This window comes from Reticulibacter mediterranei, from assembly GCF_016587455.1.
On record NZ_BNJK01000001.1, the window covers coordinates 7,963,102 to 7,987,291 of the forward strand.

Consider the following 24,190-nt stretch of genomic DNA (forward strand, 5'->3'; position numbering starts at 1 on the left):
GTCTTATGAACCAGGCGAGGACAAGCCATCGCCCCTACCATATACATTCGTGTCAGCGAACAAGGCGAAGAACATCATTGTGTTCTCATCACAAGAAGATAGCTATTGGTGAATGATGAAACAGATTGTGATGTTTTTCTCCCCCTACTCGACCGGAAAAGCGCAGTATGGTATCATCGTGTGTATTATTGAACCAGAGCAGGGAGGAACAACCAGGCTGTGTATCTCAAACGTTTAGAAATGTTGGGTTTTAAGAGCTTTGCAGCACGCACAGTACTGGATTTTAGTTCGGGTATCACCGCTGTCGTGGGGCCAAATGGTGCCGGGAAATCCAATGTTGCCGACTCGATGCGCTGGGTGCTGGGCGAACAGAGTATGCGCCAGTTGCGTGGCAAGAAGAGCGACGATATCATTTTCGCTGGCAGCCAGGGACGCGCCGCGCTCGGCATGGCAGAGGTCTCTCTGACGCTGGATAACAGCACTGGTTGGGTGCCCTCCGAATATAGCGAAATCAGCGTGACGCGCCGTTCGTATCGTTCGGGCGAAAACGAATACCTCATTAATAAGCAGAAAGTTCGCCTGAGAGATGTGTTGCTATTGCTGGCTCAGGCGCGGATCGGTCACGATTCGTATACCGTCGTCGGTCAGGGCTTGATCGATGCCGCACTGAGCTTGCGTGCCGAAGAGCGGCGTGGACTGTTTGAGGATGCAGCCGGGATTCGACCATTTCAGGTGCAACGTGCTGATGCGGAAAATCGCTTGCGTCAAACGGAGCAGAATCTAGAGCGATTGCGCGATATCGTCAACGAAATCGAGCCGCGCCTGGCTCCGCTGGCAGAGCAGGCACGACGTGCCGTTGAGTTTCAACAACTCAATAACGAACTGCAAGAAGTGCTGCTCTCGTGGTATGCGCTGCAATGGCGGCGGTTGCGCATGGCGAAAGAACGCACAGAGCGGGCCGAGCAGGAGCAGGCGCAATATGTACGCAAACTGGAACACGCTTTGCATACGATTGAAGAGAAAGCGGGCGCTCTGCGCCTGGCTCGTCAGCAGACACAGTTGCATATCGCGGAGGCCCGTAAGAGCTTTGGCGAGGCCAACGGTCGCGTGCAACAGCTTGAGCGTGAATTGGCGGTCAGCGAGGAGCGCATTGGCGGGCTGGATCGTCAGCGGAGCGATATCCAGCAGGAGGAGCGGCGGATGCGTGAGCGTGTAATCGCACTGCAAAAGCAGACGATTGATCTGGAAGAGCAATGCGATCAGGCCGACGAAGCGGTGGATGACGGATCAGCGAAGCTGGCGACGTTGGAGACGCAGGTTGCCAGAGCGCAAAAAGAGTACGAGATGGACGAGAAGCGGCTGCGCAGTGCTCAAAACGACCTTATTCAGGTGCAGGCGCGTCTGGGTTCCAGTCAGACCGAGACGGGACGGCTCCAGAAGCAGTTGGGAGAGCGCAACCGCACGCTGGCAGCCCGACGCGACACCATTGTTCAGGCCCAACAATCTCTCCGCACGTTGGAGACGCGGCTGGTCGAAGAGCGGCAACGGTTGAGCGAGGCACGGGAAGAAGAGCAGGAAACCACACAGCGCAGACAGGCCATTGCCCGCACTATCGCGGAAGGTCAACAGGAAATGGAGCGGCTCAAGTCTGGTTTGGCCGAGGCCGAGCGGAGACGACGCACCGTGACAGACCGGCTTAACATGTTGAAGAACTGGCGTCAGAGCTTGAGTGGATATAGCGATGGTGTGCGTGCTCTGTTACGCTCTCCTGCTGGGAAACTGAGCGGTTTGCTTGGTCCAGTGCCGCAACTTGGATTGGTGCCTGCCGGGATGGAAATTGCGCTGGAGGCCGCGCTCGGTCCATATATGCAGGCCATCGTGGTGCATAGCTTTGCGGATGCGCAGCGCTGCCTGGAATATCTGCAAAACGCGAAACAGGGCAAGGCGATGGTCGTCTGGGTTGAGCGTGAGGGAGAGGATGAGACCAGCCAGGAAGTGAGCCTCATTCAGGGGCAGGTCGAAGAGGCAGTGTTGCAGCGCTTTCTTGCCCAGCAGCAATCCCCCTTGCGTGAGCGCGTGCTTGGTTTTGCATGGCGACGTATCCAGTGCGAACAGCGCTATATCCCGCTATTTCGGCGCATGTTGCGCGGCGTTGTGCTGGCACATGATTTGGAAGCCGCGCAGATATTGTTATCCTGGGCCATCTCGCTTAGCGCCTCCTCTGATGGCGACCTGCCATTTACCTCGATAGTGACGCTCAAAGGCGAAGTTTTGCATGTTGATGGCTGGCTGGCGGGCGGTGGCAGTAAAGATAGTGCGCACCAGGGCTTGCTGGCCTACGAACGTGAACTGCGCGAGTTGCCGCAGCAATTAGAAGAACAGAAGACGCAGATCGATCAGATCAATCATGCGATCAGCGCTGTGCAGCGGACACAGGAGGGACGCCGCGTTGAGCAGACTGCGCTCGACAAAGAGTTACAGAAGATTGCGTCGCGCATCAACGAATTGAACAGGCACGCCCAGAATTCGCAACGAGAGCAGGAGCGGTTGCAAACAGAGATTCGGTTGGCCGCCTCGGTGGAGCAACAACTGGCAGCGGAAGTTGCCGGGCTGGAGCAGGAGGTTGTCGCGGCTCAGGAGCGTGTGCGGACCCACGAGAAATCGCAGCGTGAGATGGCCGGTCTGGTGGAAGAGCTACAATACGAGATGGAGGAGCGCGCCACCGCCTATCGCCGCCAACAGGATGAACTGGGCAGGGCGCGGACGGCGCTGGCGGTCAAGCGGCAGGAGGCGAAGGCGTTGCGTCAGCAGTTGGCGACGCAACAGGCGCAGGCTCAAGATTTGAAAGCACAGGTGGAGCAGCAGGTTACTCGTGGCAAAGAAGTAGAGCAGAGAAAACAGGCGTTACTTACCGCAATTACGCAGCAGCGCAACGAGCTAGAGCAGGCACGTCTCAGGGCGCAAACGTTGGCGAGCGAACTACAGCAGATCGAGCAACGGTTGGGCGAGGTCGATCAACAGATGAACACGATAGAGCAGCAGCGTATCAAAATGCAGCAGAGCATGACCGAGCAGGAAGCCATCTATCGGCGCGCGTTGCTGGATAGCCAGAAAGCTAGTGATGCGCTGGAAACGCTGTTGGAGCAGATGCGCGAAGAGATGGGGATTGCCGATCCGGTTGAACTTGCCCAGCACAGCGTTTCGATTGATCCAACGCAGGAGAGTACTGCCGATGGAAACGGCAACAGCAATGGACTGCATACAGAGGCGATGGGGAGTTTGTCGGAGGAAGAAGAGACACTGTTGAGACGGTTGCGCCGCCGCGTGGACAATCTCCGCAGCCGCATCAAAGCAATGGGAGGATGCGATGTGAATGCGCCCCAGGAGTACGAAGAGACTCGCACACGCTATGAGTTCCTCACTACTCAAATCAACGATATGGATCAGGCGGCGTTGCAACTGCGTACCATTATCGGGCAACTGGATGCGACGATGGCACAACAGTTTGAAACCACATTCCAGGCCGTCAACGCCCGTTTTCGCGAGCATTTCACGACGCTCTTCAATGGAGGCAATGCACGACTGGAACTGATTGCCGCCAAAGCCAGCGATGACGATTCGCCCGTTCCATCGAGCATGCCGAGCGGCATTGAAGTCATTGTGCAGCCGCCGGGCAAGAAGGTGCAGGATCTCTCGCTGCTGTCCGGTGGAGAGCGAGCGCTCGTGTCGGCGGCGCTGCTCTTTTCCCTGCTAGAGATTAATCCGCCGCCATTTTGCCTGCTTGATGAAGTCGATGCCGCCCTCGACGAATCGAATGTTACCCGCTTCTGCGATATTTTGAAACGGTTGGCGCTGCGCACGCAATTTATCGTTATCACACATAACCGTGTAACTATGACGGCAGCACAGGTCATTTACGGCGTCTCGATGCGCGAGAGCGCATCTCGCTTGCTCTCTCTGCGATTGGAGGAGGCTGTTGTCGCGGGTGATCGCTAAACGAAGCAATTTTTTGCAATGGCGATTTTGGCTGAAAAAGGTGTTGACAAGTAAGGGCAAGTATAGTAGTATATGCCCTGTCAAGAAAACCCGCTCATATGTGCGGGTGAGGTGGTGATCATAGCGAAGAGGAAACACCCGTTCCCATCCCGAACACGGAAGTTAAGCTCTTCAGCCCCGACGATACTGTGTGGGCAACTGCATGGGAAAATTGGACATTGCCGCTTCACCCGCCCATATGGGCGGGTTCTTCGTTTTGGTGCAATATTTTTTAACGTTCTGTCAGGCTCACTAAAGCCTGGATCAATGCGTCTATCTCCTCCTTCGTGTTATAGAAGTTCGTCGATACGCGAAGCGCCTTCGTCGTGGGGATATCGCGAATCAGGATGTTATGTTGCTCATTGAGCTGTTTAACAATGTCTCCTGTATTCTCTTGTCCCTCCAGTTGGAAGGCCAGCAGGCCACTCGCTCCAGGTTCAGGTGTGAGCAGCTTCAGACCTGGAATACGTTGCAGCGCATGATAGGCATAGGTATGTAGGCCCGCGATGCGTTCATGTTGCCATTCGTGACCGACAAAGTTTTCCAGCCAGTCGAGAACGGCGTATTGTCCGGCAATCGCGGCGGTCTGGCGTCCACCCGTTTCGAAGCGCTGCGCCGTGTCGTGGAGTTCCCATTCGATATCTTCTTCATGCTTGATCGAATAGTAGCCAACGTAGGTAGAGCTGATGTAGTGCAGCGAATCCTGTGCGACATAGAGCGCTCCGGTGCCGTCAGGTCCACACAACCATTTTTGCATGGGGATGGCGTAAAAATCGACTTCGAGCTGCTTGACATCGATAGGAATGGCTCCGGCAGACTGCGCCCCGTCCACCAGTACAGGGATGCCACGCTCTTTCCCCAGGCGACCGATCGCGCGAATATCGAGGACTGCACCGGTTGTCCAGGTGACATGTGAAAGGACGATGAGTCGTGTGCGAGGCGTGATAAGCTCTTGTATTGCCGACAGGAGCGGACCATCAGCACGCGGCCCCAGATCAGCTACGCGCACAACAACGCCATATCGATCACGCAGCTGGTACAACGGGGCGAGCGCGCTGATATGCTCATGGTTGGTGGTAATCACCTCATCACCATCGTGCCAGTGAATACCATAGCTTACAATGTTCAAACCCTCACCAGTATTGTCGGTTAGCGCGATTTCCTGTTCATCGGCATGCAGGAGGCGAGCGGCGGCACGACGAGCATTGCCGTAGATAATTGAGATTCCCTCGAACGCTTTGGCTCCCAGACGACCATCACGCCATTCTGCCTGTATGCGCTCTTGCATCGCCTGAGTGACGCAGGTTGGCAGCGGGCCAAATGTTCCGGCGTTGAGATAGATATGAGCTGTGGTGGCAGGCATTTCCTGGCGAATTTGCTGCACATGGATAAGATCTGACAACAGAGTACTGCCTTTCGTGGTAGAAGTGATGAATGTGTATGTATGTATCCTGATAGTGGATACTCTACTATTATATAGCATGGATGGGCATTGAGGTGCGTTATTGCCCCTTTGAGAAGTAGATAGAATTGAAGGCACAGGCCGACGATACGGGAGTTGCTCTATTACGCACAAAGAGGGAGCGCAGAAACTACTCTATTATGAATAGCTCTGTGCTCCCTCTTTGTACGATGTGAAAGTGAGGTTGAATAACCTTCCCTCTCTACTGGGTTGTTGAGTAGGGGGTGGTGGTGTTTGTGGTGTTTGTCTGCGTTGATTTTGCCGCCTGCTTCGTCGTGTTGGCAACATCCTGGCTCGCGTCTTTTACCTCCGAAGCAGCGTCCTTTGCTGTACCGCTCAAGCTGCTTGCTGTGCTTTTCACCGTTGAGGCAGCTTGTTGAGCATACCCTTTCAAGCTGCCGGCGGTCTGTGAAACGCGGTCAGTCACTCGCTGCGTATAGAGATTGACCTGCTCGTTTTCGGGCAGATAGCCCTGAAACTCGCTGACCCGCTCTTTTAATCGCCTACGCATCTCTTCGCCCCGCATAGGAGCTACGAGTAAACCGATGCCAACACCAAAAAGCACGCCCTTTAGAAAGTTGTTCATAGCTATTGAGACATCCTTTCCCTATCCGATTATCTATGCGGTTTACTAACCCATAGTGATTGACCGATCTTACCTCTAAAACACGAGTGACGGCGGATCTGAGTTTCAAAGGGTAGAGATACGCATTGATTCCTTTCTCTCGAACAATTGGGGGGGTGTCTATGTATGTGGCTATGGCTGTTCAGACACCTGTTGAGTCTATTATCTTGTGAAATCCGTTCTCAGAGTAGATAGTGAAATGCCGTTTTGATTGGTATCATACAGGGAGGTAGCCCTATGACCATTACCCTTACACAGTTCGTTATCTGGCTCATTATCGCCGCTTTGATTGGTATTATCGCCGAATTTATTGCTGGACGCCGCGCGCCTGCTGGCATTTTTGGCGCAATTATGGTCGGATTATTCTCGATTTTCCTGGTTGTCGGCTTCTTTCATTTTCAGATTGCCGAAGATCCTGTGGTCTCCGGGGTGCCCATTTTCAGCACAATTATCGCGGCAATTATGCTGGTCATTATCTGGACCAGCCTGAGCTATCGCCGTTGAACAGGCTGCAAGAGGGCGAGCAGAGTCTCTACATAGCCCGCAAAGGCGGCGTAGGGACCGACAAAAGGAATCTCTTTCCTGAATTCCATGATGCGTTCTGTTGTGAAGCCGCGCTTGCTCAGGCCAGCAAGCCACTGTTGCGCTTTCTCGATGCGTGCCAGATCGTCGCGGCTCACGGGAACATCAGGCAGTCCTCGCCCATAGTTGTAGCGCCGCAACAGGTCTGGATCGAGCAGATAGGCGCGGAGCAAGGGAATCAACACCTGTCGTAGCGCCTGTTCCTCTAGCGTATGTTGCAGATAGGCGGCCAGGAGCTTTTCATCGGGAAGAGCCGCCGCGCCCATTGTTTGCAGCAGTCGAGCGCGTTCCTCCATAGCAATGCGCGTGGGATGCAGCAATTGCGCCCGCTTGCTCAGATGGACCTCATTGAGCGAGCCAATCAGTGTGGCACCGTAGCCTGTACGCCCAACCCAGCCATCGAGCGCAGGTTTGTAGTGTGGTTGAGCATGATTGGGTGGTGGACTGTTGCGATCATTTTGCCACTCCTGCGCCAACTGACGACTGATCGGCCAGCGCAACCAGATGCGCGGAGGCGTGACCTGGGGATCGAGAAACATCACCTCGTGGGCCGTAGAGAGAATGGCCTCAATAAAGGCTTCTTGCTTCTCGCGCCGATTCGTGCCAATGATCCAGGTATCGATGATGTTCGCCTGACGGTAGGCGTTGTGGCGGTGTTGCCATTCCTCTATATCGAGTGGCGCACATTGAAACTCGATGGCCCACTCACGTCCATCTGCATGGCGCATGAAGACATCGGCGATGCGATTTGGCTCAGGAAGGCGCTCCTCAAGGGTGACGGCGGCATCGGGAAATTGTGTGCGCAGCCAGTGGGCAAGTACCCGCTTCCCTTGAGCGTGGCGCACCGATTCGGCCTCCGTACTCCAGGCGCATTCGCCTTTTTGATGGGCGAAGTGCAGTTGTGTGCGTTTCTCCGCGCCGCCTCGCACATGGACGGCGGCGCGACAATTAGGACAGTGCAAAAGATGTTCGCGCGACCAGTGCTGTAGCTGTTCCAGGGGAACATCTTCAGCAACTACCGGCTGATTATCGGGACCATAAGCAACCAGCATGGCATCATCCTCATTCAAGAAAAAAGAACGCCCGTTCTGCTATACAGTATATCATGTGCGATGGGGCTTGCTCATTGTGCATGGATCTTGCATCAGGGCTTTCCAATTCTCCCATCTAGCGGGAGTGCAGAGGGCTGCCGCCCTCTGCCGGGGTGCGGGGTGTCCCCGCAAAAACCTTTTTTCTTCTCTTTTGCGCGCCGTCGCAGGCGGCGCGCGAAGGAGGGAAGGAAACTGGGGACACCCCAGACCCCGGCAGGGAGACCCTGCACCCCTTTGAGCGGAGAACTGGAAAGCCCTGGATCTTGCATAGGTATTCTTGTTTGGGATGCGCTTTTTGGTTGCTTTACCAGTGTTCCCAGCGCACGACCTCATCGAGCGGCTTGCGGCCATTTTTGCGAGCCGGGCGCGCCTGCTCTTCTGGTTTGGGATAGCCGAATGCAAGCACGGTTGAGAAATCCAGTTCTTGTGGGATGCCCAGCACCTCTTTCGCTTTTGCCGACTCATGCATGCTGGTAATGCACGAGCCAATGCCCAGTTCCCAGGCGGCAATCTGGAGATAGGCGGCGGCCTGTCCTAGATCAAATCCGTCTTCTACGGAGGTGACAAGCGCGATGACAAACGCGGCATGGGGGACATGCGCGGCATATTTGCCACATTCGGCTAGCTTTTGCAGCGTTTCGTGGTCACGGACGACGATAAACTGCCAGGGCTGGGTGTTCTTCGAGCTTTGCGCCCGCCTACCAGCCTGTAATATGGTGCGAATAGCCTCGTCGCTCACCGGCTCGCCGGTATACTGGCGCGTGGCTCGCTGAGTGCGGATCAATTCGGATACAGTCACGATCCATTGCTCCTGTTACGTGAAACTTATATATTGTCGCAAACATGTCTTTGTATTCTATCACGGATCGACCTTTCAATAGATATTGCGCGAAGGTGGATGGAGTGCTATGCTAATTGTCGTTGCGTGCGCAAGGTTGTTGTGTGCACGCGATCAACAGTGTGTTTTGTTAAGAAGGTGAGTTATGACAGAAGCACTTGTTTCTACAACCAGATCGGCGACGTTTCGCATCGGGGTCTATGCAGTGATCTTTGATCAGGAGCGTGTGTTGCTGGCTCATCGGCGCGATATTGACTGGTGGAATCTGCCTGGTGGTGGCATGGAACTAGATGAGACGGTGGAGGAGGCGATGCGCCGCGAGGTACGCGAGGAGACGGGACTGGATGTGGCGGTGGAGCGTCTGATAGGAGTCTATTCGAAGCCGCAGAAACAAGAGGTGGTATTGACGTTTCGTTGTAGCGTCGTCGGTGGCACACTCTCCGCAACGGAGGAATCGCGCGAATGTCGCTTTTTCTCACCCGATGCCCTGCCTCCAAATACATTGCCCAAACATCGCCAGCGCGTCGAAGATGCTCTGCTTGATCTGCCTCACGCTGTTATCCGCGATCAACGCAGTAGCACAGAAGAGGATCAGCACTTATCCTAGTGTCAGGCGTCGCGCAGCGCCTCCTGCATCGCACGCTCAACCTCTATCGTAAAGCGTTGATTAAGCTGTGCAGCCCACTCATCGTCCCACAAGCCCTGTTCTTGAAGATAGTGGCGGAAACGGAGCAGAGGATCATGTTGCTCTGCCGATTCTATGGTGGTGATATCTTCTGTGGTAGAGGAAGAGGGGGTAAAGCGTGTCACGCACATCTCCAGCAAAAGCGGGCCGCGACCTTCGCGCGCGTGTTGCATTGCTGCTTGCATCGCGCGATAGACAGTTATGACATCTCCCCCGTCGATGCGCTGATGTGTCAGACCGGACGGGAGAGCTATTGCGTGCAGACAGGAGGGCGTGTCAGCCAGGGAGTCTGGACAGTTCTGTTCGCAGACGAAGACGACGGGCAGCTGATGTAGCGCGGCAAACTGAATGCCTTCGAGAAAATCAGCCTCCGACGTGACCCCATCACTACAATAAGCAACCGTAACCACGGGTGCCTTGCGGAGCTTGCAGGCGAAGGCGATTCCTGCCGCGTGGAGGATCTGGGTTGCCATCGGTGTTGGGCCGGTGACGGTGTTATGTTTGTGGTAGCCCCAATGTAGCATGGCGGTGGGTTTAGAAGCTGGTTGCTCTTCTGAACACCTGTTTCCAGATAGGTGTGTTTGTAAATAGGTGTGGAACACTTCATAGGGCGTCATGCCAATAGTTAGCACAACTCCCAGGTCGCGGTAATATGGCACTGTAAAATCTTTTCCAACCTCAATACAGACCGCACTTCCCACCTGAGCCGCTTCATGCCCTCGACAACTGGCAATAAAATCAATGCGTTCCTGCCTGTGCATCTTCCATGCATGATCATCGACTATGCGTGTCAACAGCATACGCGCATAGAGGTCTCGTATGAATGTCGTAGATAGCGTGGCACTCATCATGGACCGATCTATCTGCTAGAATTTTTCAACATTTCATCGACGTTCTATCTGAACGCTGGTTGTTTTTCAGATCTGCTCTATAAATATCTCTTGGGGGCAAAATAACCCCAGATATTATACGCCGTTCGGGTTATGAGAAGCAATAAGAAAAGAGCAATGAGGATAAAAATACTGTTGAGCTAGTGCCCAGAAGGATATATTACATTCAAGAGGTCATATGCGAATGGAATGATCGCGCTTCGGTTTACTTCGGTCAAAGATAATGCTCAGGTCAATGGCGCTGAGGTGGTGGGCTGCATCTCATCCACCCCAACGCCGACTGCCAGGCACCGTGCGTGTACAAATCAGTGCTGAAGGCTCGGCGGCATCTTATGGAATGAGGTTGGGCGGCAGCGGCACTTTGCGACCGCTGTTGCTTTGACAGTGTACTCCGGGACTTCCCGTCAGGTAGTCGTCGGCGTCATGATCGCCATCGCACTGGTTCTTGGGGCCGGAAAACTGGCTGATGCCAAACTCATGAAACATAATCGGATCGCTTTGTGTGCCTTGAAACGTGCCATGTGGAGCAGGCCATGTGATGGTCGCGCCATTCGGATACGTGTTGAGGACGGTTGCTGAAATCGCACCAGAAGCGGTTACATGCACGGTAGCCACTTCTCGCTTTGAGCAGTCGCTTCCTCCCTGGCACACGGCATAGGTCCAGTTCTCTCCATAAGCGGGATTTTTCGTCTGCTGTCGGCCCGGTGCAGGCTGTTGTATTGTAATGGTATATGTGGCTATCCCCGAAGCTGGCACATTCAGGGTAGCGGTTGTACAACCTGTGGCGACTTTCACGCAAGTACTGTGTTGGATAGGACAACTCTTGCTTTTAAGAGATTGCAGTGCAGTTCCGCTTGTCGGCTTCGTAATAACGTTGGCGACGTCAGGGCCATTGACCCTGAAAGTACCGCCAGCAAGAGCATGCTTGCACGAATCCGTCACTTGAATCCAGACGGTCACAGTTTTTGCGTGAGTTGTCACCGCCCGGGCTGCTGACTCTTTTCCTCCAACAAGAGGAGACGCCATTATGAGGGTGAGCAGAGCAAGTGCAGCCATGCAGCCCAAATGCCGTAAAATAACCTGTTTCATAGTGCTAACTTGTGCATCCCTTTCAAATATACTGAATACGATAAAAAGAAGATGGATAGTGGTAAGAGAACTCTCTATCTATGTTCCGGCCAATTGCCATAGATAGAGAGTTCTCCTTTACCGTATTTTGTGCATGAGACTGTGCCAGTTGAAGCAGGCTTCACTATTCTCTATCGGAAGAGAATAGAATTTTTATAGGTCAGTAGTAGCAATGTTGGCGAACAGGGCCGAATAAAATTGAATGGTTCTGAACCATTCCGAACGCATGTATAGGCTGGGTGGGTTTGCTACTTGCAGGGGCAAGAGAGAAGCTTTTATAATGAGCTTGTAAAAATATTCTATCTGGTGCATCAATGAAGGCCCAAAAGTCAGCGTAGACTCATGGAGGCAATAGCATATGACAGTAAATATTCGAGCTACGGAAGCTGCTACTCTAGCACAGCCGCTAGATGTCATTGCGCTTTATCGCACGATGGTAACGGCGCGCGTAATGAATGATCTGCTGAAAATTCGTAAAACGCAAGGACATTTTCCTTTTTACATTGGATGTGCCGGGCATGAGAGTATGGCGGCGGTGGCGGCGGCCCTTGGTGAAGATGATTGGCTGGCTTTGTACTATCGTGATTTAGCCGCGTGGCTCCAGCGCACAGGAGACCGCTACGGTCCCTTACGTGAAGCATACTCACGCGTGACGGGACCGATGGCAGCCGGTCGTAATATGCCATCTCACTACAGTAGTCCGCAATATCATATCCTGCCCGGGTTTAGTGAAGTGGCGGGGCTTGTCCCATTCGCCGGTGGTGTGGGCTTTGCTTTAAAGCAGCAACAGAGCAAGGCGCTGATCCTGTGTTCTACCGGCGATGGCGGTGCTGCAACCAATGATTTCCATGTGTTGCTTCGTATGTCAGCAGTACATCAACTGCCCGTTTTGATGGTGATAGAAGATAATGGATGGGCCATTACGACACCTTCCACCACACAATGGGCGGGATCGCTCGTCGATTGGGCGAAAGGCGGTGGCATCTATGCGGAAGAGGTTGACGGCACGGACGCGATAGCGACCTATGAGGCGACCTGTCGCTTTGTGCAGCATATCCGTTCGGGGCAGGGGCCAGTCCTCATGCATTTGCGGCAAGGTCTGCTCGATCCTCATTCCAGTAGCACCGATATTAAAACCTATCGTAAAAAAGAAGAAATACAACTCACTGCGGCGACAAAAGATCCTGTGAAAAACTTTGGGCTATGGCTGGTTGAGCGGGGATATCTACAAGAGGCCGATATCGATCGCACGCGCAAGGAGATTCGGGCCGAACTGGAACGGATCGAGCGCGAAGTCCTTCAAGAGCCAGGGCCAACTGGAGATCGTGTGCTGGATCATGTTGTTTACGTCCCGGAGTGGCGAGAGAATCATCCTCGTGGCGCTAAACGACAATTAACGATGCTGGGCGCAATTAATGAGGCGCTGGTAGAACTGGCACAACGCGATCCTGATTTCTTTGTCTATGGGCAGGATGTGGGCAGTCCGAAAGGCGGCGTCTTTGGTGCCACCTCGATGCTTGTTTCGCAATTTCCAGAGCGAGCGATCAGCAGTCCATTAAACGAACAACTCATTATTGGTCTGGTGGCTGGCAGTGGTATGCATGATGGTAAGGCGCGTTGTGCCGAGATTCAGTTTGTGGACTATCATCAATCGGCAGCACAAACGATTCGTCTTGCCGCTCGTATATCCTATCAGACCTATGGCATCTGGAAAGTGCCGATGGTGATTCGTGCGAAGTCTGGCAGCGGCGGCGGTGGACCCATTTCCAGCAGTGGTAGCGCTGGTGGTGGGGCCTTCGGCCATTCCAATGCAGGTGAGCAATGGTTTACCTCCATTCCAGGGATGATTACGATCTGTCCCGCCACTCCATTTGACGCAAAGGGACTGTTGTTGGAGGCCGCTCGTGCGCAATCGCCGGTGACATTTCTGGAACGCGGTCGCCTTTATCGCTCGGAGCCGCCAAAGGATAACACGGGTCGTATTGTTGCTGAGATGGCCGAATACTGGCAGGTGCCGGATGGCTACTATACGCTGCCCATCGGCAAGGCCAGACGTATCCATATAGGGCAGGGCAAAGCGGATGTAGCGATTATCGCCTGGGGAACGATGGTGCTGGAGGCCTGCTCCGCCGCAACCAACATGGCGAAAAAGGACGGCGGCGCGATCGAAGTTGTTGATCTGCGCACGCTGGCACCTTTTGACGAGGAGACGGTTGCGGCTGCGGTCAAAGAGGCCAATCGCGTGATCGTTGTCACCGAAGAGGCCGACCTGAACAGTTTTGGCCGCCATATCCACTCCTGGATTGTGGAGCATTGCTTCTATGATCTGGATGGTGTGCCAGCCTTCATTTCTGCCGTTCGCGCACCAGCAGCTCCGTACAATGCGCCAGAGGAGACCGCTTTTTATCCCGGAGCCAGTGCGATTGAGGAGAAAATAGAGCAGTTACGAATAGACTAAACTGTGCTATATTACGGCATAGATAGCGTTTTGAGTAACTGTCTGAAAGTTGAGGAATTATGGTCAACTGTCCATCTTGCGGTGCAAATGTTACCGGCAAGAAATTTTGCCAGCAGTGCGGAACCCAGGTCCGTTCGGCCATTCCTGCTGCGGCGAGCGGGTCAATGTGCTCCCGCTGTAACGGGGCGGTGAACGCTGGTGCGGCCTTGAATGTGCAGACGCAGATCCCGCCTCCTCCTCCTTCGACTCGTCCCTGCCCCTCCTGTTATACGGAGGTTGCGGCGGCAAGTGCTTTTTGTACCAATTGTGGGCATAACATGAACGTGGTGGCGGGAGGGGTCGCCTGTACGAATTGTGGCAAGCAGAATAATCCAGGCACAAAGTTTTGTGGTGGTTGTGGTGCTCAGCTCGGTCAGACCCGCTCTGGAGTGATGCCACAGACAAATTATGGACAGCAGCCATCGGGTCCGTATAGTCAGCCATACCCGCAGCAGCAGTATCAACAGCAGCCACAGTATCCTCAGGGCAATTATCCGGTGCAGCCAATGATGGGGCAGTCACCGATGGTGTTGCGTTGCCCAACTTGTATGGCGATGGCTCCGTTGGGAACACCCTATTGTCAGCGTTGCCGTACGAATCTTGCGGGCGTGGTTCCTGTCCCGGCCCAACAACAGGCGCAGCAGGGCGGCTTAGGTGGCTTTTTGCAGAGTGATGGTGGAAAATTGGCCGCTGGTGCGCTGGGTGGTGCAGCCGCGGTGATTGGTGGGCAGATGTTGCTCAATGGCCTGGAAAATTCTATCGAGCGACGCGTTGAGGATGATATGGGATTTGGTGGCCATCATAATCATCACCATCATAACGAAGAAGACAACGGCATCCTGGGCAATCTGGGCAAACTGGCCGATGATATCGGGCTGATTTAGAAATCCTCCGGGATGGGAACGCGGTATGGTAGGGGCGATGGCTTGTCCTCGCCCGTTGGCCTTTGCTGTTTTGTGGAAAACACAGGCGAAGACAAGCCATCGCCCCTACCATACATGCTAAGAGATGCCTACCCAAATGGGCTATCCGCCCCCGAAATTGGGTGCAAATTGGGGGGAGTGTAGTATCCTCAGATCTGCTAATGTGTATCGAGTGCGGATCTTTATTGATTAATTGGACTGCTTATTCTGACAGTTGCTCTATTGCGGCTGTGAACCTGAACGTTTATAATAACAGCAAGCTATAACGAATTTCTGTATGCTGGAAAATGACCGCTGAAATTTGTATTGGTAACGTTTGATCAGGAATTATAAGGAGAAGTGGAGTCCTCTTTCCTCGCAACAATTTAAGAGGCTCGGCATCAAATATTCTCATGAAGTACGAGCGATTTACGCTGCAAAATGGATTACGGCTCATTACTACTCAGATGCCAGGTATGCGTTCCGCAAGTATCGCCTTCTTTTTCTCCATTGGTTCACGTTACGAGCATGATCAGATAGCAGGTGTTTCACACTTTATTGAGCATATGCTCTTTAAAGGGTCGCGCCGCTATACCACAGCTCGTCAGATCTCTGAAGCCATAGAGGGAGTCGGGGGTGTTTTTAATGGCAGCACGGGTAAGGAGATGACGAGTTACACGGCTCGCGTCCCCGGCGAAGATCTACCGCTGGTGATGGACGTGATGGCGGATATGCTGCAGCATTCCCTGTTTGATCCTGACGAGGTAGAGAAAGAGCGTGGGGTGATCATCGAGGAGTTGAGCGCGACTCAGGATGATCCGCAAGAATGGGTCAATCTTTTAGCTGACGAGACGATGTGGCCGGGTCTCCCGCTGGGACGAGATGATGCAGGATCGATCGAGACGGTGAGCCAGCTGTCGCGCCAGCAGATGCTTGCGTATCTGGATGCTTACTATCGACCGAACTCACTCGTCCTGAGTATAGCCGGAAATATTGATTCACAGCAGGTGTTTCAACTCACGGAGCAGCTGTTTGGGGATTGGGCTGCGCGCGATATTCCAAGATGGGCAGAAAGTTTTCCGCCCCAGGATGCACCACGTGTGCGTATGATCAAGAAAGCGACCGAACAGACGAATCTCTGTCTGGCAACGTTGGGGCAGTCACATAACGGCTCCGATTACTATACTATTCTGCTCATCAACGCGTTGCTGGGCGATGGCATGAGTTCCCGGCTCTTTCAAACCATTCGCGAAGAGCAAGGTCTGGCCTACGATATCGGGAGTTATCTAAATAGCTATTATGAAACAGGGAATCTCGTTGTCAGCGCGGGTGTAGATCCTTCACAGACAGAGAACGCAGTCAAGGCAATTGTTGCTGAGCTACAGCAGTTGCGCGAAGTTCCCGTGACCAGCGATGAGCTTGAGCGGACCAAAGCGTACGTGCGGGGCGGTGTTCTCCTGGGTTTGGAGGGGACGCAACAGGTGGCTTCGTGGCTTGGGAGTCAGGAGTGTTTACAGAACCGGGTGCGCGATATTGATGAGGTGATAGCGCAGGTGAATGCGGTCACTGCGCAGGATATTCAGCGTGTGGCACAGACCTGCTTTGCTCCTGAGTGGCGTCGTCTGGCGATTATTGGCCCGGATGATCCACGACGAGCGGAGCATTTGGGGAAGTTGCTTACAGGTGTGTAAAGCGGGAAGAGGAGACCAGGTATTATGGCGCAAATAACGCTTCGTGATTATTTACAGGAGACCGAAGACGTGATCGGAAACGGTCGCGCCGATGACGCTTTAACTCGTTGTCAATATGTACTTGCTCGCTTTCCAGAATCATTGGAAGCACAGCGTTTGCTTGGTGAGGTCTATCTCGCTCAAGAACACTATGATGAGGCTCAGCAAACATTTGATTGGGTGCTGACCAACGACCCGGAAAACGTCATTGTCTATTGTGATCGTGCCTTGATTAGTGAGCGTCGGGCCGACTACGATACTGCTCTGGATTGTTACCAGCAGGCATATGAACTGAGTCGGGGCAACAACCAGATACGCAATGAGTTTAATAAACTGAGTGCAAAGGTCGGACAACAGGGCTTTATGTTCTCGCGTGCAGGTCTGGCGCGGCTCTATATGCGTGGGGATCTCTTGACGCAGGCTATTCAGGAATGGGAAGCCGTGCTGTCCGTTACACCTGATCGGTTAGATGCTCGTACCGGGTTGCTGGAAGCTTATTGGCGCGATGGTCTCTATGATCGTGTTGAGCAACTGGCCGCACAAATCTTGCAGGATGTGCCTGGTTGTGAGAAGGCATTGCTGCTGCTCGCCTATGTGGTATCGGCGAAAGACATGGAGCAAGCGCGCGAACTATTGCAGCGCGTCGAGGCGCTTGATCCCGATCTGGTCATGGCTCAGGATCTCTTCTCCGACCTGATGGCAAGCCAGCCAGGTGAGCCATTTCTGGCACTGTTGAAAAAAAATCCAGTTGCGTTGGAAAAAGCGCAAGAACAAGAAAGTATTTCCCCCGTCAATGGCGCGCTTTCTCAGCAGGAAGAGCTATTTGCAACCTCTGGCAACTCGGCTCTTTCCAGTTCATTGCCTGGCTGGGCCGGCCTGGAATCGTGGAATGGTGAGACTACGCTGCCCAAAGTTGCCCCGGAAGCGCAAGCGTCGTCGCTTTCCGCCGATCTTCCTGTCTGGTCAAACGATAATTTTGCGGCATTATCTGATGTGGGACAGAACGCGACAGCCGGAGCAAACGGAGCGCAGGAGCAACCCGATCTTGCATCTTATTTAAACACGATGGGAAGTTCGGGCAGTTCATGGGAGCTGCCTCAGCAGCAATCATCTGGGGAGCAGCAAGAGGAACCCTGGATGCTGTTGCAGGCCTCGCTGGACGAGATGAAGAAAGAGTTTGAAGCATCGACAGCCACGCGGGAGCAACAGCCATCGCTTGATCTCTCGCAATGGGGGATTGCTGAAAATCCACCAGAGCAACCATCTTTAAGCGGCTTTGAGTGGAGCGGTAGTGAGCAAACTCTGGATGCAACGAGCTTTGCCAATTCCTGGTCGGCCGCACCAAAGGAAAATGAGGCTGCTCCTGCTCCCGATTGGCTCAGTATGTTGACGCAGCCGGGAGAGCGTCGCCAGATGAGCGGTAACTTGCCGCCTGTTCCTTCCTCTGAACCGCAAGCGCCATCGATTCAGCCTTTGCTGGAGCCGCAAGCGTCAGCAGCCGCACAACCGTCAGTTGTCCAGGAACCGGTTGTTCAGCCGGCCTCTCCGCCACCAGCAGAGAAGAAGCCGGAGCCCGAGAAGGAAGAAGAGCCGGCCTTCTCGCCGTTTGCAACAGATGGCGATGATGACGAGGAAGAGTCGTTCTTTGGACCTCAGTGGCTCAAAGCACTGGGAGCAGCTGCGATAGATGATGATGAAGAGGAAACCGGGGCTGTTGCCGAAGAGTCGCTCGCCAGGCCGGAGCCATCAACAGTGCAAGAAGCACCGCAGACATATGAACCCTGGACTGCATCATCACCAGAGACTGTGCAAGAGCGGAAACCAGCGGTTGCATGGAATCAGCCAGTAGAGCAAGAGAGCAATCAGCCTACTCTGGATACTGCCTGGGGAACCTTAGCAGAGACAACTCCGCCATTGACTCCTGCTGCATCCTCGCCGGAGTATAGCTGGAGCCAATCGTTAGAGCAACAACCTGCATCCAATGAATATAGCTGGAACCAGCCAGTAGAGCAACAACAATCTGCATCCTCGCCGGAGTATAGCTGGAGCCAATCGTTAGAGCAACAACCTGCATCCAATGAATATAGCTGGAACCAGCCGTTGGAAATTCAGTCGGAGTTGCAAGGAGCGGGTGAGGTATTGCCGCTATCACCAGAAGAGGCCAATGGTTGGGAGAAGCCAGACGAGCTTTATTGGGATGGGCAATCGGGCAGCGCAGGCAATGACTACACATTTGAGGCGGTGCCGCCAATCCGGACGTCTGAAATCGCTAATGCAGAGCCGTTTGATAAGACGGAACAGCAAATGCTGTTGACCTTAGAGGAGTTGGAAAAAAATCTGTTGTCCGATGGGTTTGTGCCGCTGGAACCAAACTGGCTGGCAAACCTTGCGCAAGAGCAGAAAGCCTCCTCTTTGCCGCCAGTTGAGGAGCCGCAAGAAACCTATGCAGCGCCTCCTCTCTCCTCTGCACTGGCGGAACTGGGGCATTTTATTCAACAGCCTCAGCAGATGCAACAGGCTGCAACGCCCATGCCACCGACGATCGAACCTCCAATAGAAGAAGATCCGAGGGTGTTTGAGCAGTCTGAGCCGGCTCCTGAGACGCCGCTGTGGGCAGCATCGTTGCGTCCGACGCCGCTCCCTCCACAACAGGAGAAACCGGCGGCTGCGTTACGCCCGACGCCTGTACCTGTTCCGCCTCCTCTCCGGCAGCAACCGAAGCATCTGCCCGAGGATGATTTCGATGATGGCGATGCGCCTACAACGCATGTCGCGGCTGTGAAGCCTCCCGTAAAACCAGTCGTGCGGCCCATTCCTCCGAAGAAGCCGTCGGAGCCGGTCAAGCCCACGCCGGTTACGCCCGCTGCCCGCAAAGATGCATTTGCGGATATAGAACTTGAGACAACTATGCGACGACCAGCTATCCGCCTGGAACCTATTCAGCAGCGATCAGCAACCTCACATGAGCAGGGGGCAGGCCGTTCTCATGGGCGTTCGGGAGAGCGGACCACAACCGGGAAAGCGGCTGAGGTAAGTTTCCAGGAGCGGTTATTGAAGGGATATCAATATCAGCTACTTGGAGACTATGATGATGCTATGCAGGAGTATCGCGCCGTCATACGGAATGCGCCAGACCTGTTGGGCGAAGTGATTAGTAATGTGCGCGCATTACTCAAGCTTGCCCCCAGTTATTCAACCGGCTATCGCGTACTGGGCGATGCCTATATGCGCCAGGGAGAGTACTTGCAGGCAATGGAGGCGTACAACAGAGCCTTGACGATGGCGAAAAAAGCGAAAGCATAGTTCTGTTACTGTAAATAAGGAGTAGGAGCGTGGAGACTGTATTACAACGCCTAACCGACCTCGATGAGATCTACAACGCTATTCTGGTCGGCAAGGATGGTCTGATCGTCGCTGGCATCCAGCATAGCGATGATGAAGAAGTGGTCGGGGCAATGGCAGCAGCCGCATTTGGCTCCATTACCAGTTTTACGGCCCAGATGAATAACGATGAAACGAGGCATGTGATCGTCGAAACAAAGAACGGCACCGTTCAAATGGAAGAGGCTGGCGATCTGATCCTCGTAGTTGTGACGCGCGGCACAGGGAATCTTGGCCGCGTCCGTCTGGAGATGAAGAAAGCCTGTCGGCAACTGGCCCAACTGGTCCCCAGTTACTAGAGGTTTTGGATGAGCGAAGAATCGGAGACGATCTCTCTATACCGGTTCTCTCGTGGGCAGATGCGTCTTGTGGGCGTATCTGCTCTTTGTTGCATAAGTGTAATTATGAACACGATGAAGGAGATAAGATAAACATTATGGAACGTACCCTTGTTTTGCTAAAGCCCGACGCCGTGCAGCGCGATCTTGTCGGCGAGATTATCAGCCGCCTGGAGCGCAAGGGCTTGAAACTGGTCGGCTTGAAGCTGATGCGTCTGTCGGATGAGCTATTGAACGAGCATTACAGCCACCTCGTTGGGAAGAGCTTTTTCCCCGAAGTGAAATCGTTCATGCAACTGACTCCCGTTGTAGCCTGCTGCTGGGAAGGCACCGAGGCGGTTAACACGGTGAGAGCGATCTGTGGCATCACGAAAGCGCGCGAGGCAGCTCCCGGCACCATTCGTGGCGAATTCGCCATGAGCGTGCAGGCCAATCTGATTCATTGCTCCGACTCTTTGGAGACGGCCAATGCAGAGGTGAAGCGCTTCTTCAAATCTGACGAGCTGTTCTCCTATGACGATGTTCTGGAGCGCTACGTCTATAATTCCAGTGAGCGCGAATAATTTGTGTCGTCCTGCTGGCTGAGATTGAAGTATCCAGGCATGCATAGATAAAAAACATAGTGTGAGGACCGGGGCGATAAATTGTCCCGGTCCTCACGCTTGTTTTCCTGAATGATCTTCTCTGGCGACATGAAGCGATGCTTTTCAATCTGCATATCTTTTTCATAAGAGGGTGTCGTATGTGTGAAAAGCATTGTCGAGGTCGGGGAGAAGCAATGGTGAAAATGACGCGCATGAGCCGCAGTGTACCTGGCTGGGAGTACGGATTAGCGGGATGCAGAAGATGTTTCTTGTGCGGATGCCGTTTTTGCCTGCTTTTCTGCCGCTGATTGCTGCCTGTTCGCCAGTCGCCAGCAACGAGTTTTACTGCGGAAGCATTTCTCTTGTTCCTCCAGGGTTTCTGGAGGTGTGCCCTTCAGACAAAAGACTTGATACATAGGCTCTCCTGCCTCGATATCGTTGCAGGGGAACCAGCGTTCCCGATAAAACGGGCAGGCATTTTTATGTTTCCGCCAATTTGAATTTTCTGATGGATGAGTTTCTATGGTGCCTGCCAAAAAAGTTTCCTTCCTGTTAATAATCGTTATTTATAACCTACGCGGTACACGTAGTATACCATATCCTGCCGGGAACAATAGGAGGCTAACTACAGACAAATAGGGGGTGTTTATGGTATAATAGTATGCGAAAAATGCACTCTGTTTCCCTCTCTGGTTGCTCTATTATGCCTGGTCTAAGTCGCCCTCTCATCTATAGATGTAGCAAATATGTACTCCTTTGCAGTTCCAAACTCGTCTAATTAAGTAGAACCTTCTGACGCATCGTTTATGTGGAGAATCGGAGACGCCTTTGAAAGAAGTTGAAAAAAGAGACGAAGAGAAGTCTGTCCCCTGGACGATTCAGCAAACGTTTCTTGGGATTTTGTTGACGCTTATTCCCTGGCTTTTGCTGGCCTTTGGCCTTTCCAGTCTGAATACAAGAACATCACACCCTGCCCCTCTCGCGCCAAACGTTGATCTGATCAATGCGATCATTACCTTTATTCTAGCTTCGCTGGTTGAAGGCGCTTTTCTGATCGCTCCCTTCTTTATCGCAGGACGCTCGTTTCGCCATTTGCCTAATCGCTGGCGACAGACCTGCGATGCGCTGAGCTTGCGAAAATTTCATGTCGCCAGCGCGTTACCCTGGGTAATCGGGCTGTTTCTGGGCATTCTTGCGTTGAATCTGCTGTACGGTCTGGTGATTAGCTACTTGAATACGCATTTCCATATGCAGATCCAGACGAACGATCAAGTCATTCTGCAACAGAGCAAGGCCGCTCCGCTGACGACCTATGCGACCTTGATCGTCAGCGTTTTTGTTGCCCCCTTTTGCGAAGAGGTTTTCTTTCGAGCCTTTGCCTTTGCTGGCTTTTTACGCGCCATGTCGGTCGGTTGGGCCGTTTTTCTCAGCGCGCTTGTTTTTGCGGTTGCTCATGCCGATGCCGGCTCGTTTGCTGTACTGTTTTTTATTGGTATCGCCCTGGCGTTTTTGCGCTGGCGCACCAATTCGCTCTGGCCTTCGATTCTGCTGCATCTGCTCAACAATGGCCTGGGGGCCGTGCTGATTATTCTTGAAATGCACTAGCCCATTTCGTAGTGGAGCGATTTATCGCGTGGGGGGCGGCTTCTCAGGTGCTTGCCCCACGCGATAAATCGCTCCACTACGAAATGGGGAGGATTCCCGATTTTGGTTGTGAAAACTCATTATCGCGCAACTACGAAACGTGTTAATGTTTAAGATGGCGCATAGGTGAGACCAACGCTTTGACTGTGCGCCATTCGCGACACCAGCAGCATACCCTGTATGAGTGCAATCAGGGCGGTGATCAATAAAAGATGTTTGAGCGTGCTGTCAATGATCACCGCTTCGGATAAAAAGGCCTGAGCAATACCGCAAAGGAGGGCGACGCCGAATGCAACCAGCAGGATCAGACGATTTGCGCTAGTTGTCGGGCGCGTGAGCCAGTAGAGAGAGAGCAATCCGCTTGCCACCAGCCCGATTGTAAGCAGTGTGTTATAGAGGGCAAGATCTGGCATCAGTTGTATCTGGCAAGAAGTCGGGTTGATGGTGAAGCCTTCGGCTCTGGTGAACGCTGGTGTGGTCTCGACGCTCAGAGCAAAGCTGCTGATGAGCGTGGTAACGCCTGTCAACAGCAAGAGGCTGCGGGCGACCATACCCTGTGCTCCTATAGCGGCAACAATGGTGATGCCAAGCAGCAGAAATGAGAAGATGGCTTCAAGTGGTTGTGCCGATGGGCAGATGAAGTTGAAGGCACCAATGCTGCTGGCGATGGTCAGGATCAGGACGAGGCTAAACGTCGTGATAAAGCCGCCTGTCCAGATCGGGGCGAGAGCTGATTTGTTAGTCGGCAAGTGTGACGAGGTTCTCTGCATTGGCTCTGTTGGTAGATGTGGAGCAGCTGTCGCTGTTGTTGGTTGCACAGCCGGAGTGCGAGGATTGGTCTGAGGCGCGATATAGCTGGTAGGAGCCATAGATGCTGGATTTATAATTGTGCTGGTATATTCTCCCGCCTGCTGGCTAATATTGCGCAACGTTTGCAACACTTCGAGAGCGTTAGCAGGTCGATCTCGCTCGTCGTAGGCAACCATGCGTTGAATAAGTTGATCGAGCTCCTGCGGAACCTGTGGGTTCGATTGCCGCGCCGATGGAAAGTTGAAGTGATCCTTTGCATGGTAGGGATCACGCCCCGTAAGGCAATAGTGCAAGGTTGCGCCAAGCGCGTAGAGATCGGAGCGGGGACTTGTCTGTGTCAGGCCGTGCTGTTCAGGTGGGGCATAGCCCGGTGATCCGAGGAGAATAGTGTCTTGCACCTGCCCCTCTTTGAAGAGGCGTGCAATGCCAAAGTCGATCAGGAAGATGTGGCCGTTGTTTGTGACCATGACGTTTGTTGGTTTGATATCGCGAAAAATGATGGGCGGCTGCTGTTGATGCAGGTATGAGAGCACGTCGCATAACTGGTGAGCATACGAGAGAACCTGCGCAACCGGAATGGGCTGTCCATTGTACTCCTTGAGTATGGCATGCAACGTCTTTCCCTCGATATAGTCCATGACGAGGTAAGAGCGCCCCTGCTCGCTGAAGGAATCGTAGATGCGAGGGAGATTGGGGTGGGCCAGTGCTGCCAACATATGGGCCTCTCGTTGGAAGCGCGCCGTGGCCTCGGCTAGTTCCTGAGTGTTTAAATGCGTCTGGCTCATCTCCTTGATGGCGACGCGCCGGTTACCGAGCCGCGTATCAGTTGCGAGATATACTGCGCCCATTCCTCCACGCCCTATCTGTTCCACAATGATAAAGCGTTGTTGCAGTGTAGATTGAGGTGAAAGTCTTCCTGTCTGATTATTGGGGGCGGTCATCACACACCTCACCTTTATTTGATCATT

The 24,190-nt window shown here is 53.5% G+C and carries 17 protein-coding genes and 1 rRNA gene; 11 read left to right on the forward strand and 7 right to left on the reverse strand.

Annotated features, from left to right (window positions below):
- The first annotated feature begins 219 nt into the window (after positions 1-219).
- On the forward strand, positions 220-3,996 hold the full coding sequence (smc, locus tag K3T83_RS34075; RefSeq protein ID WP_220207370.1) for a chromosome segregation protein SMC: 3,777 nt from the start codon (positions 220-222) through the stop codon (positions 3,994-3,996).
- Between the two features lie 110 nt (positions 3,997-4,106).
- Positions 4,107-4,223, forward strand: a 5S ribosomal RNA gene (rrf, locus tag K3T83_RS34080).
- 44 nt (positions 4,224-4,267) lie between these two features.
- Here rrf and K3T83_RS34085 read toward each other — a convergent pair.
- Together K3T83_RS34085 and K3T83_RS34090 are read right to left on the reverse strand one after the other, a co-directional pair.
- A complete protein-coding gene (locus K3T83_RS34085) occupies positions 4,268-5,437 on the reverse strand; it encodes an aminotransferase class V-fold PLP-dependent enzyme (RefSeq protein ID WP_220207371.1) in 1,170 nt (389 codons plus the stop codon).
- 262 nt (positions 5,438-5,699) lie between these two features.
- On the reverse strand, positions 5,700-6,083 hold the full coding sequence (locus K3T83_RS34090) for a YtxH domain-containing protein (RefSeq protein ID WP_220207372.1): 384 nt from the start codon (positions 6,081-6,083) through the stop codon (positions 5,700-5,702).
- A gap of 276 nt (positions 6,084-6,359) precedes the next feature.
- On the opposite strand from K3T83_RS34090, the gene K3T83_RS34095 reads away from it, so the two are divergent.
- Positions 6,360-6,626: a transglycosylase gene (locus tag K3T83_RS34095; protein ID WP_220207373.1), complete on the forward strand. Its 267-nt coding sequence runs from the start codon at positions 6,360-6,362 to the stop codon at positions 6,624-6,626.
- Here the strand turns inward: K3T83_RS34095 and K3T83_RS34100 are convergent.
- Together K3T83_RS34100 and K3T83_RS34105 are read right to left on the reverse strand one after the other, a co-directional pair.
- The gene (locus K3T83_RS34100) at positions 6,614-7,756 is read right to left on the reverse strand and encodes a competence protein CoiA (protein WP_220207374.1); all 1,143 of its coding nucleotides are present in this window, start codon (positions 7,754-7,756) and stop codon (positions 6,614-6,616) included. The genes K3T83_RS34095 and K3T83_RS34100 overlap by 13 nt on opposite strands.
- A gap of 343 nt (positions 7,757-8,099) precedes the next feature.
- The gene (locus K3T83_RS34105; RefSeq protein WP_220207375.1) at positions 8,100-8,594 is read right to left on the reverse strand and encodes a nitroreductase family protein; all 495 of its coding nucleotides are present in this window, start codon (positions 8,592-8,594) and stop codon (positions 8,100-8,102) included.
- Between the two features lie 184 nt (positions 8,595-8,778).
- Here K3T83_RS34105 and K3T83_RS34110 point away from each other — a divergent pair, with 184 nt between their 5' ends.
- Positions 8,779-9,240 carry an NUDIX domain-containing protein gene (locus K3T83_RS34110; protein WP_220207376.1) on the forward strand — a complete coding sequence of 154 codons (462 nt, stop codon included), beginning with the start codon at positions 8,779-8,781 and terminating at the stop codon, positions 9,238-9,240.
- Between the two features lie 2 nt (positions 9,241-9,242).
- On the opposite strand, the gene K3T83_RS34115 is transcribed toward K3T83_RS34110, so the two are convergent.
- Complete coding sequence (locus tag K3T83_RS34115; protein WP_220207377.1) at positions 9,243-10,169, reverse strand: thiamine pyrophosphate-dependent dehydrogenase E1 component subunit alpha; 927 nt, start codon at positions 10,167-10,169, stop codon at positions 9,243-9,245.
- A gap of 369 nt (positions 10,170-10,538) precedes the next feature.
- Positions 10,539-11,297 (reverse strand): hypothetical protein, encoded by a 759-nt coding sequence (locus K3T83_RS34120; RefSeq protein ID WP_220207378.1) that lies wholly within the window; start codon positions 11,295-11,297, stop codon positions 10,539-10,541.
- Between the two features lie 397 nt (positions 11,298-11,694).
- Between K3T83_RS34120 and K3T83_RS34125 the strand changes: the two genes are divergently transcribed.
- The 7 genes from K3T83_RS34125 (at position 11,695) to K3T83_RS34155 (ending at position 22,373) form a co-directional block, all read left to right on the forward strand.
- A complete protein-coding gene (locus tag K3T83_RS34125) occupies positions 11,695-13,794 on the forward strand; it encodes an alpha-ketoacid dehydrogenase subunit alpha/beta (protein WP_220207379.1) in 2,100 nt (699 codons plus the stop codon).
- Between the two features lie 59 nt (positions 13,795-13,853).
- Complete coding sequence (locus tag K3T83_RS34130; protein WP_220207380.1) at positions 13,854-14,717, forward strand: zinc ribbon domain-containing protein; 864 nt, start codon at positions 13,854-13,856, stop codon at positions 14,715-14,717.
- A 431-nt stretch (positions 14,718-15,148) separates the two neighbouring features.
- Positions 15,149-16,426, forward strand: coding sequence for a M16 family metallopeptidase (locus K3T83_RS34135; RefSeq protein ID WP_220207381.1), 1,278 nt, complete (start codon positions 15,149-15,151; stop codon positions 16,424-16,426).
- Positions 16,427-16,450: 24 nt separating this feature from the next.
- Positions 16,451-19,768, forward strand: a complete 3,318-nt coding sequence (locus K3T83_RS34140) for a tetratricopeptide repeat protein (RefSeq protein ID WP_220207382.1) — start codon at positions 16,451-16,453, stop codon at positions 19,766-19,768.
- A 29-nt stretch (positions 19,769-19,797) separates the two neighbouring features.
- Positions 19,798-20,145: a roadblock/LC7 domain-containing protein gene (locus K3T83_RS34145; RefSeq protein WP_220207383.1), complete on the forward strand. Its 348-nt coding sequence runs from the start codon at positions 19,798-19,800 to the stop codon at positions 20,143-20,145.
- Positions 20,146-20,279: 134 nt separating this feature from the next.
- On the forward strand, positions 20,280-20,747 hold the full coding sequence (gene ndk, locus K3T83_RS34150; RefSeq protein WP_220208352.1) for a nucleoside-diphosphate kinase: 468 nt from the start codon (positions 20,280-20,282) through the stop codon (positions 20,745-20,747).
- 849 nt (positions 20,748-21,596) lie between these two features.
- The gene (locus K3T83_RS34155) at positions 21,597-22,373 is read left to right on the forward strand and encodes a CPBP family intramembrane glutamic endopeptidase (RefSeq protein WP_220207384.1); all 777 of its coding nucleotides are present in this window, start codon (positions 21,597-21,599) and stop codon (positions 22,371-22,373) included.
- Between the two features lie 149 nt (positions 22,374-22,522).
- Here the strand turns inward: K3T83_RS34155 and K3T83_RS34160 are convergent, their stop codons facing one another.
- On the reverse strand, positions 22,523-24,163 hold the full coding sequence (locus tag K3T83_RS34160; RefSeq protein WP_236065149.1) for a serine/threonine-protein kinase: 1,641 nt from the start codon (positions 24,161-24,163) through the stop codon (positions 22,523-22,525).
- Positions 24,164-24,190 lie beyond the last annotated feature (27 nt).

Coding starts and splice junctions, on each gene's coding strand:
- K3T83_RS34090 (WP_220207372.1), bottom strand. CDS start 6,083: ATGAACAACTTTCTAAAGGGCGTGCTTTTTGGTGTTGGCATCGGTTTA.
- K3T83_RS34095 (WP_220207373.1), top strand. CDS start 6,360: ATGACCATTACCCTTACACAGTTCGTTATCTGGCTCATTATCGCCGCT.
- K3T83_RS34100 (WP_220207374.1), bottom strand. CDS start 7,756: ATGCTGGTTGCTTATGGTCCCGATAATCAGCCGGTAGTTGCTGAAGAT.
- K3T83_RS34110 (WP_220207376.1), top strand. CDS start 8,779: ATGACAGAAGCACTTGTTTCTACAACCAGATCGGCGACGTTTCGCATC.
- K3T83_RS34115 (WP_220207377.1), bottom strand. CDS start 10,169: ATGATGAGTGCCACGCTATCTACGACATTCATACGAGACCTCTATGCG.
- K3T83_RS34120 (WP_220207378.1), bottom strand. CDS start 11,297: ATGAAACAGGTTATTTTACGGCATTTGGGCTGCATGGCTGCACTTGCT.
- K3T83_RS34125 (WP_220207379.1), top strand. CDS start 11,695: ATGACAGTAAATATTCGAGCTACGGAAGCTGCTACTCTAGCACAGCCG.
- K3T83_RS34130 (WP_220207380.1), top strand. CDS start 13,854: ATGGTCAACTGTCCATCTTGCGGTGCAAATGTTACCGGCAAGAAATTT.
- K3T83_RS34135 (WP_220207381.1), top strand. CDS start 15,149: ATGAAGTACGAGCGATTTACGCTGCAAAATGGATTACGGCTCATTACT.
- K3T83_RS34140 (WP_220207382.1), top strand. CDS start 16,451: ATGGCGCAAATAACGCTTCGTGATTATTTACAGGAGACCGAAGACGTG.
- K3T83_RS34160 (WP_236065149.1), bottom strand. CDS start 24,163: ATGACCGCCCCCAATAATCAGACAGGAAGACTTTCACCTCAATCTACA.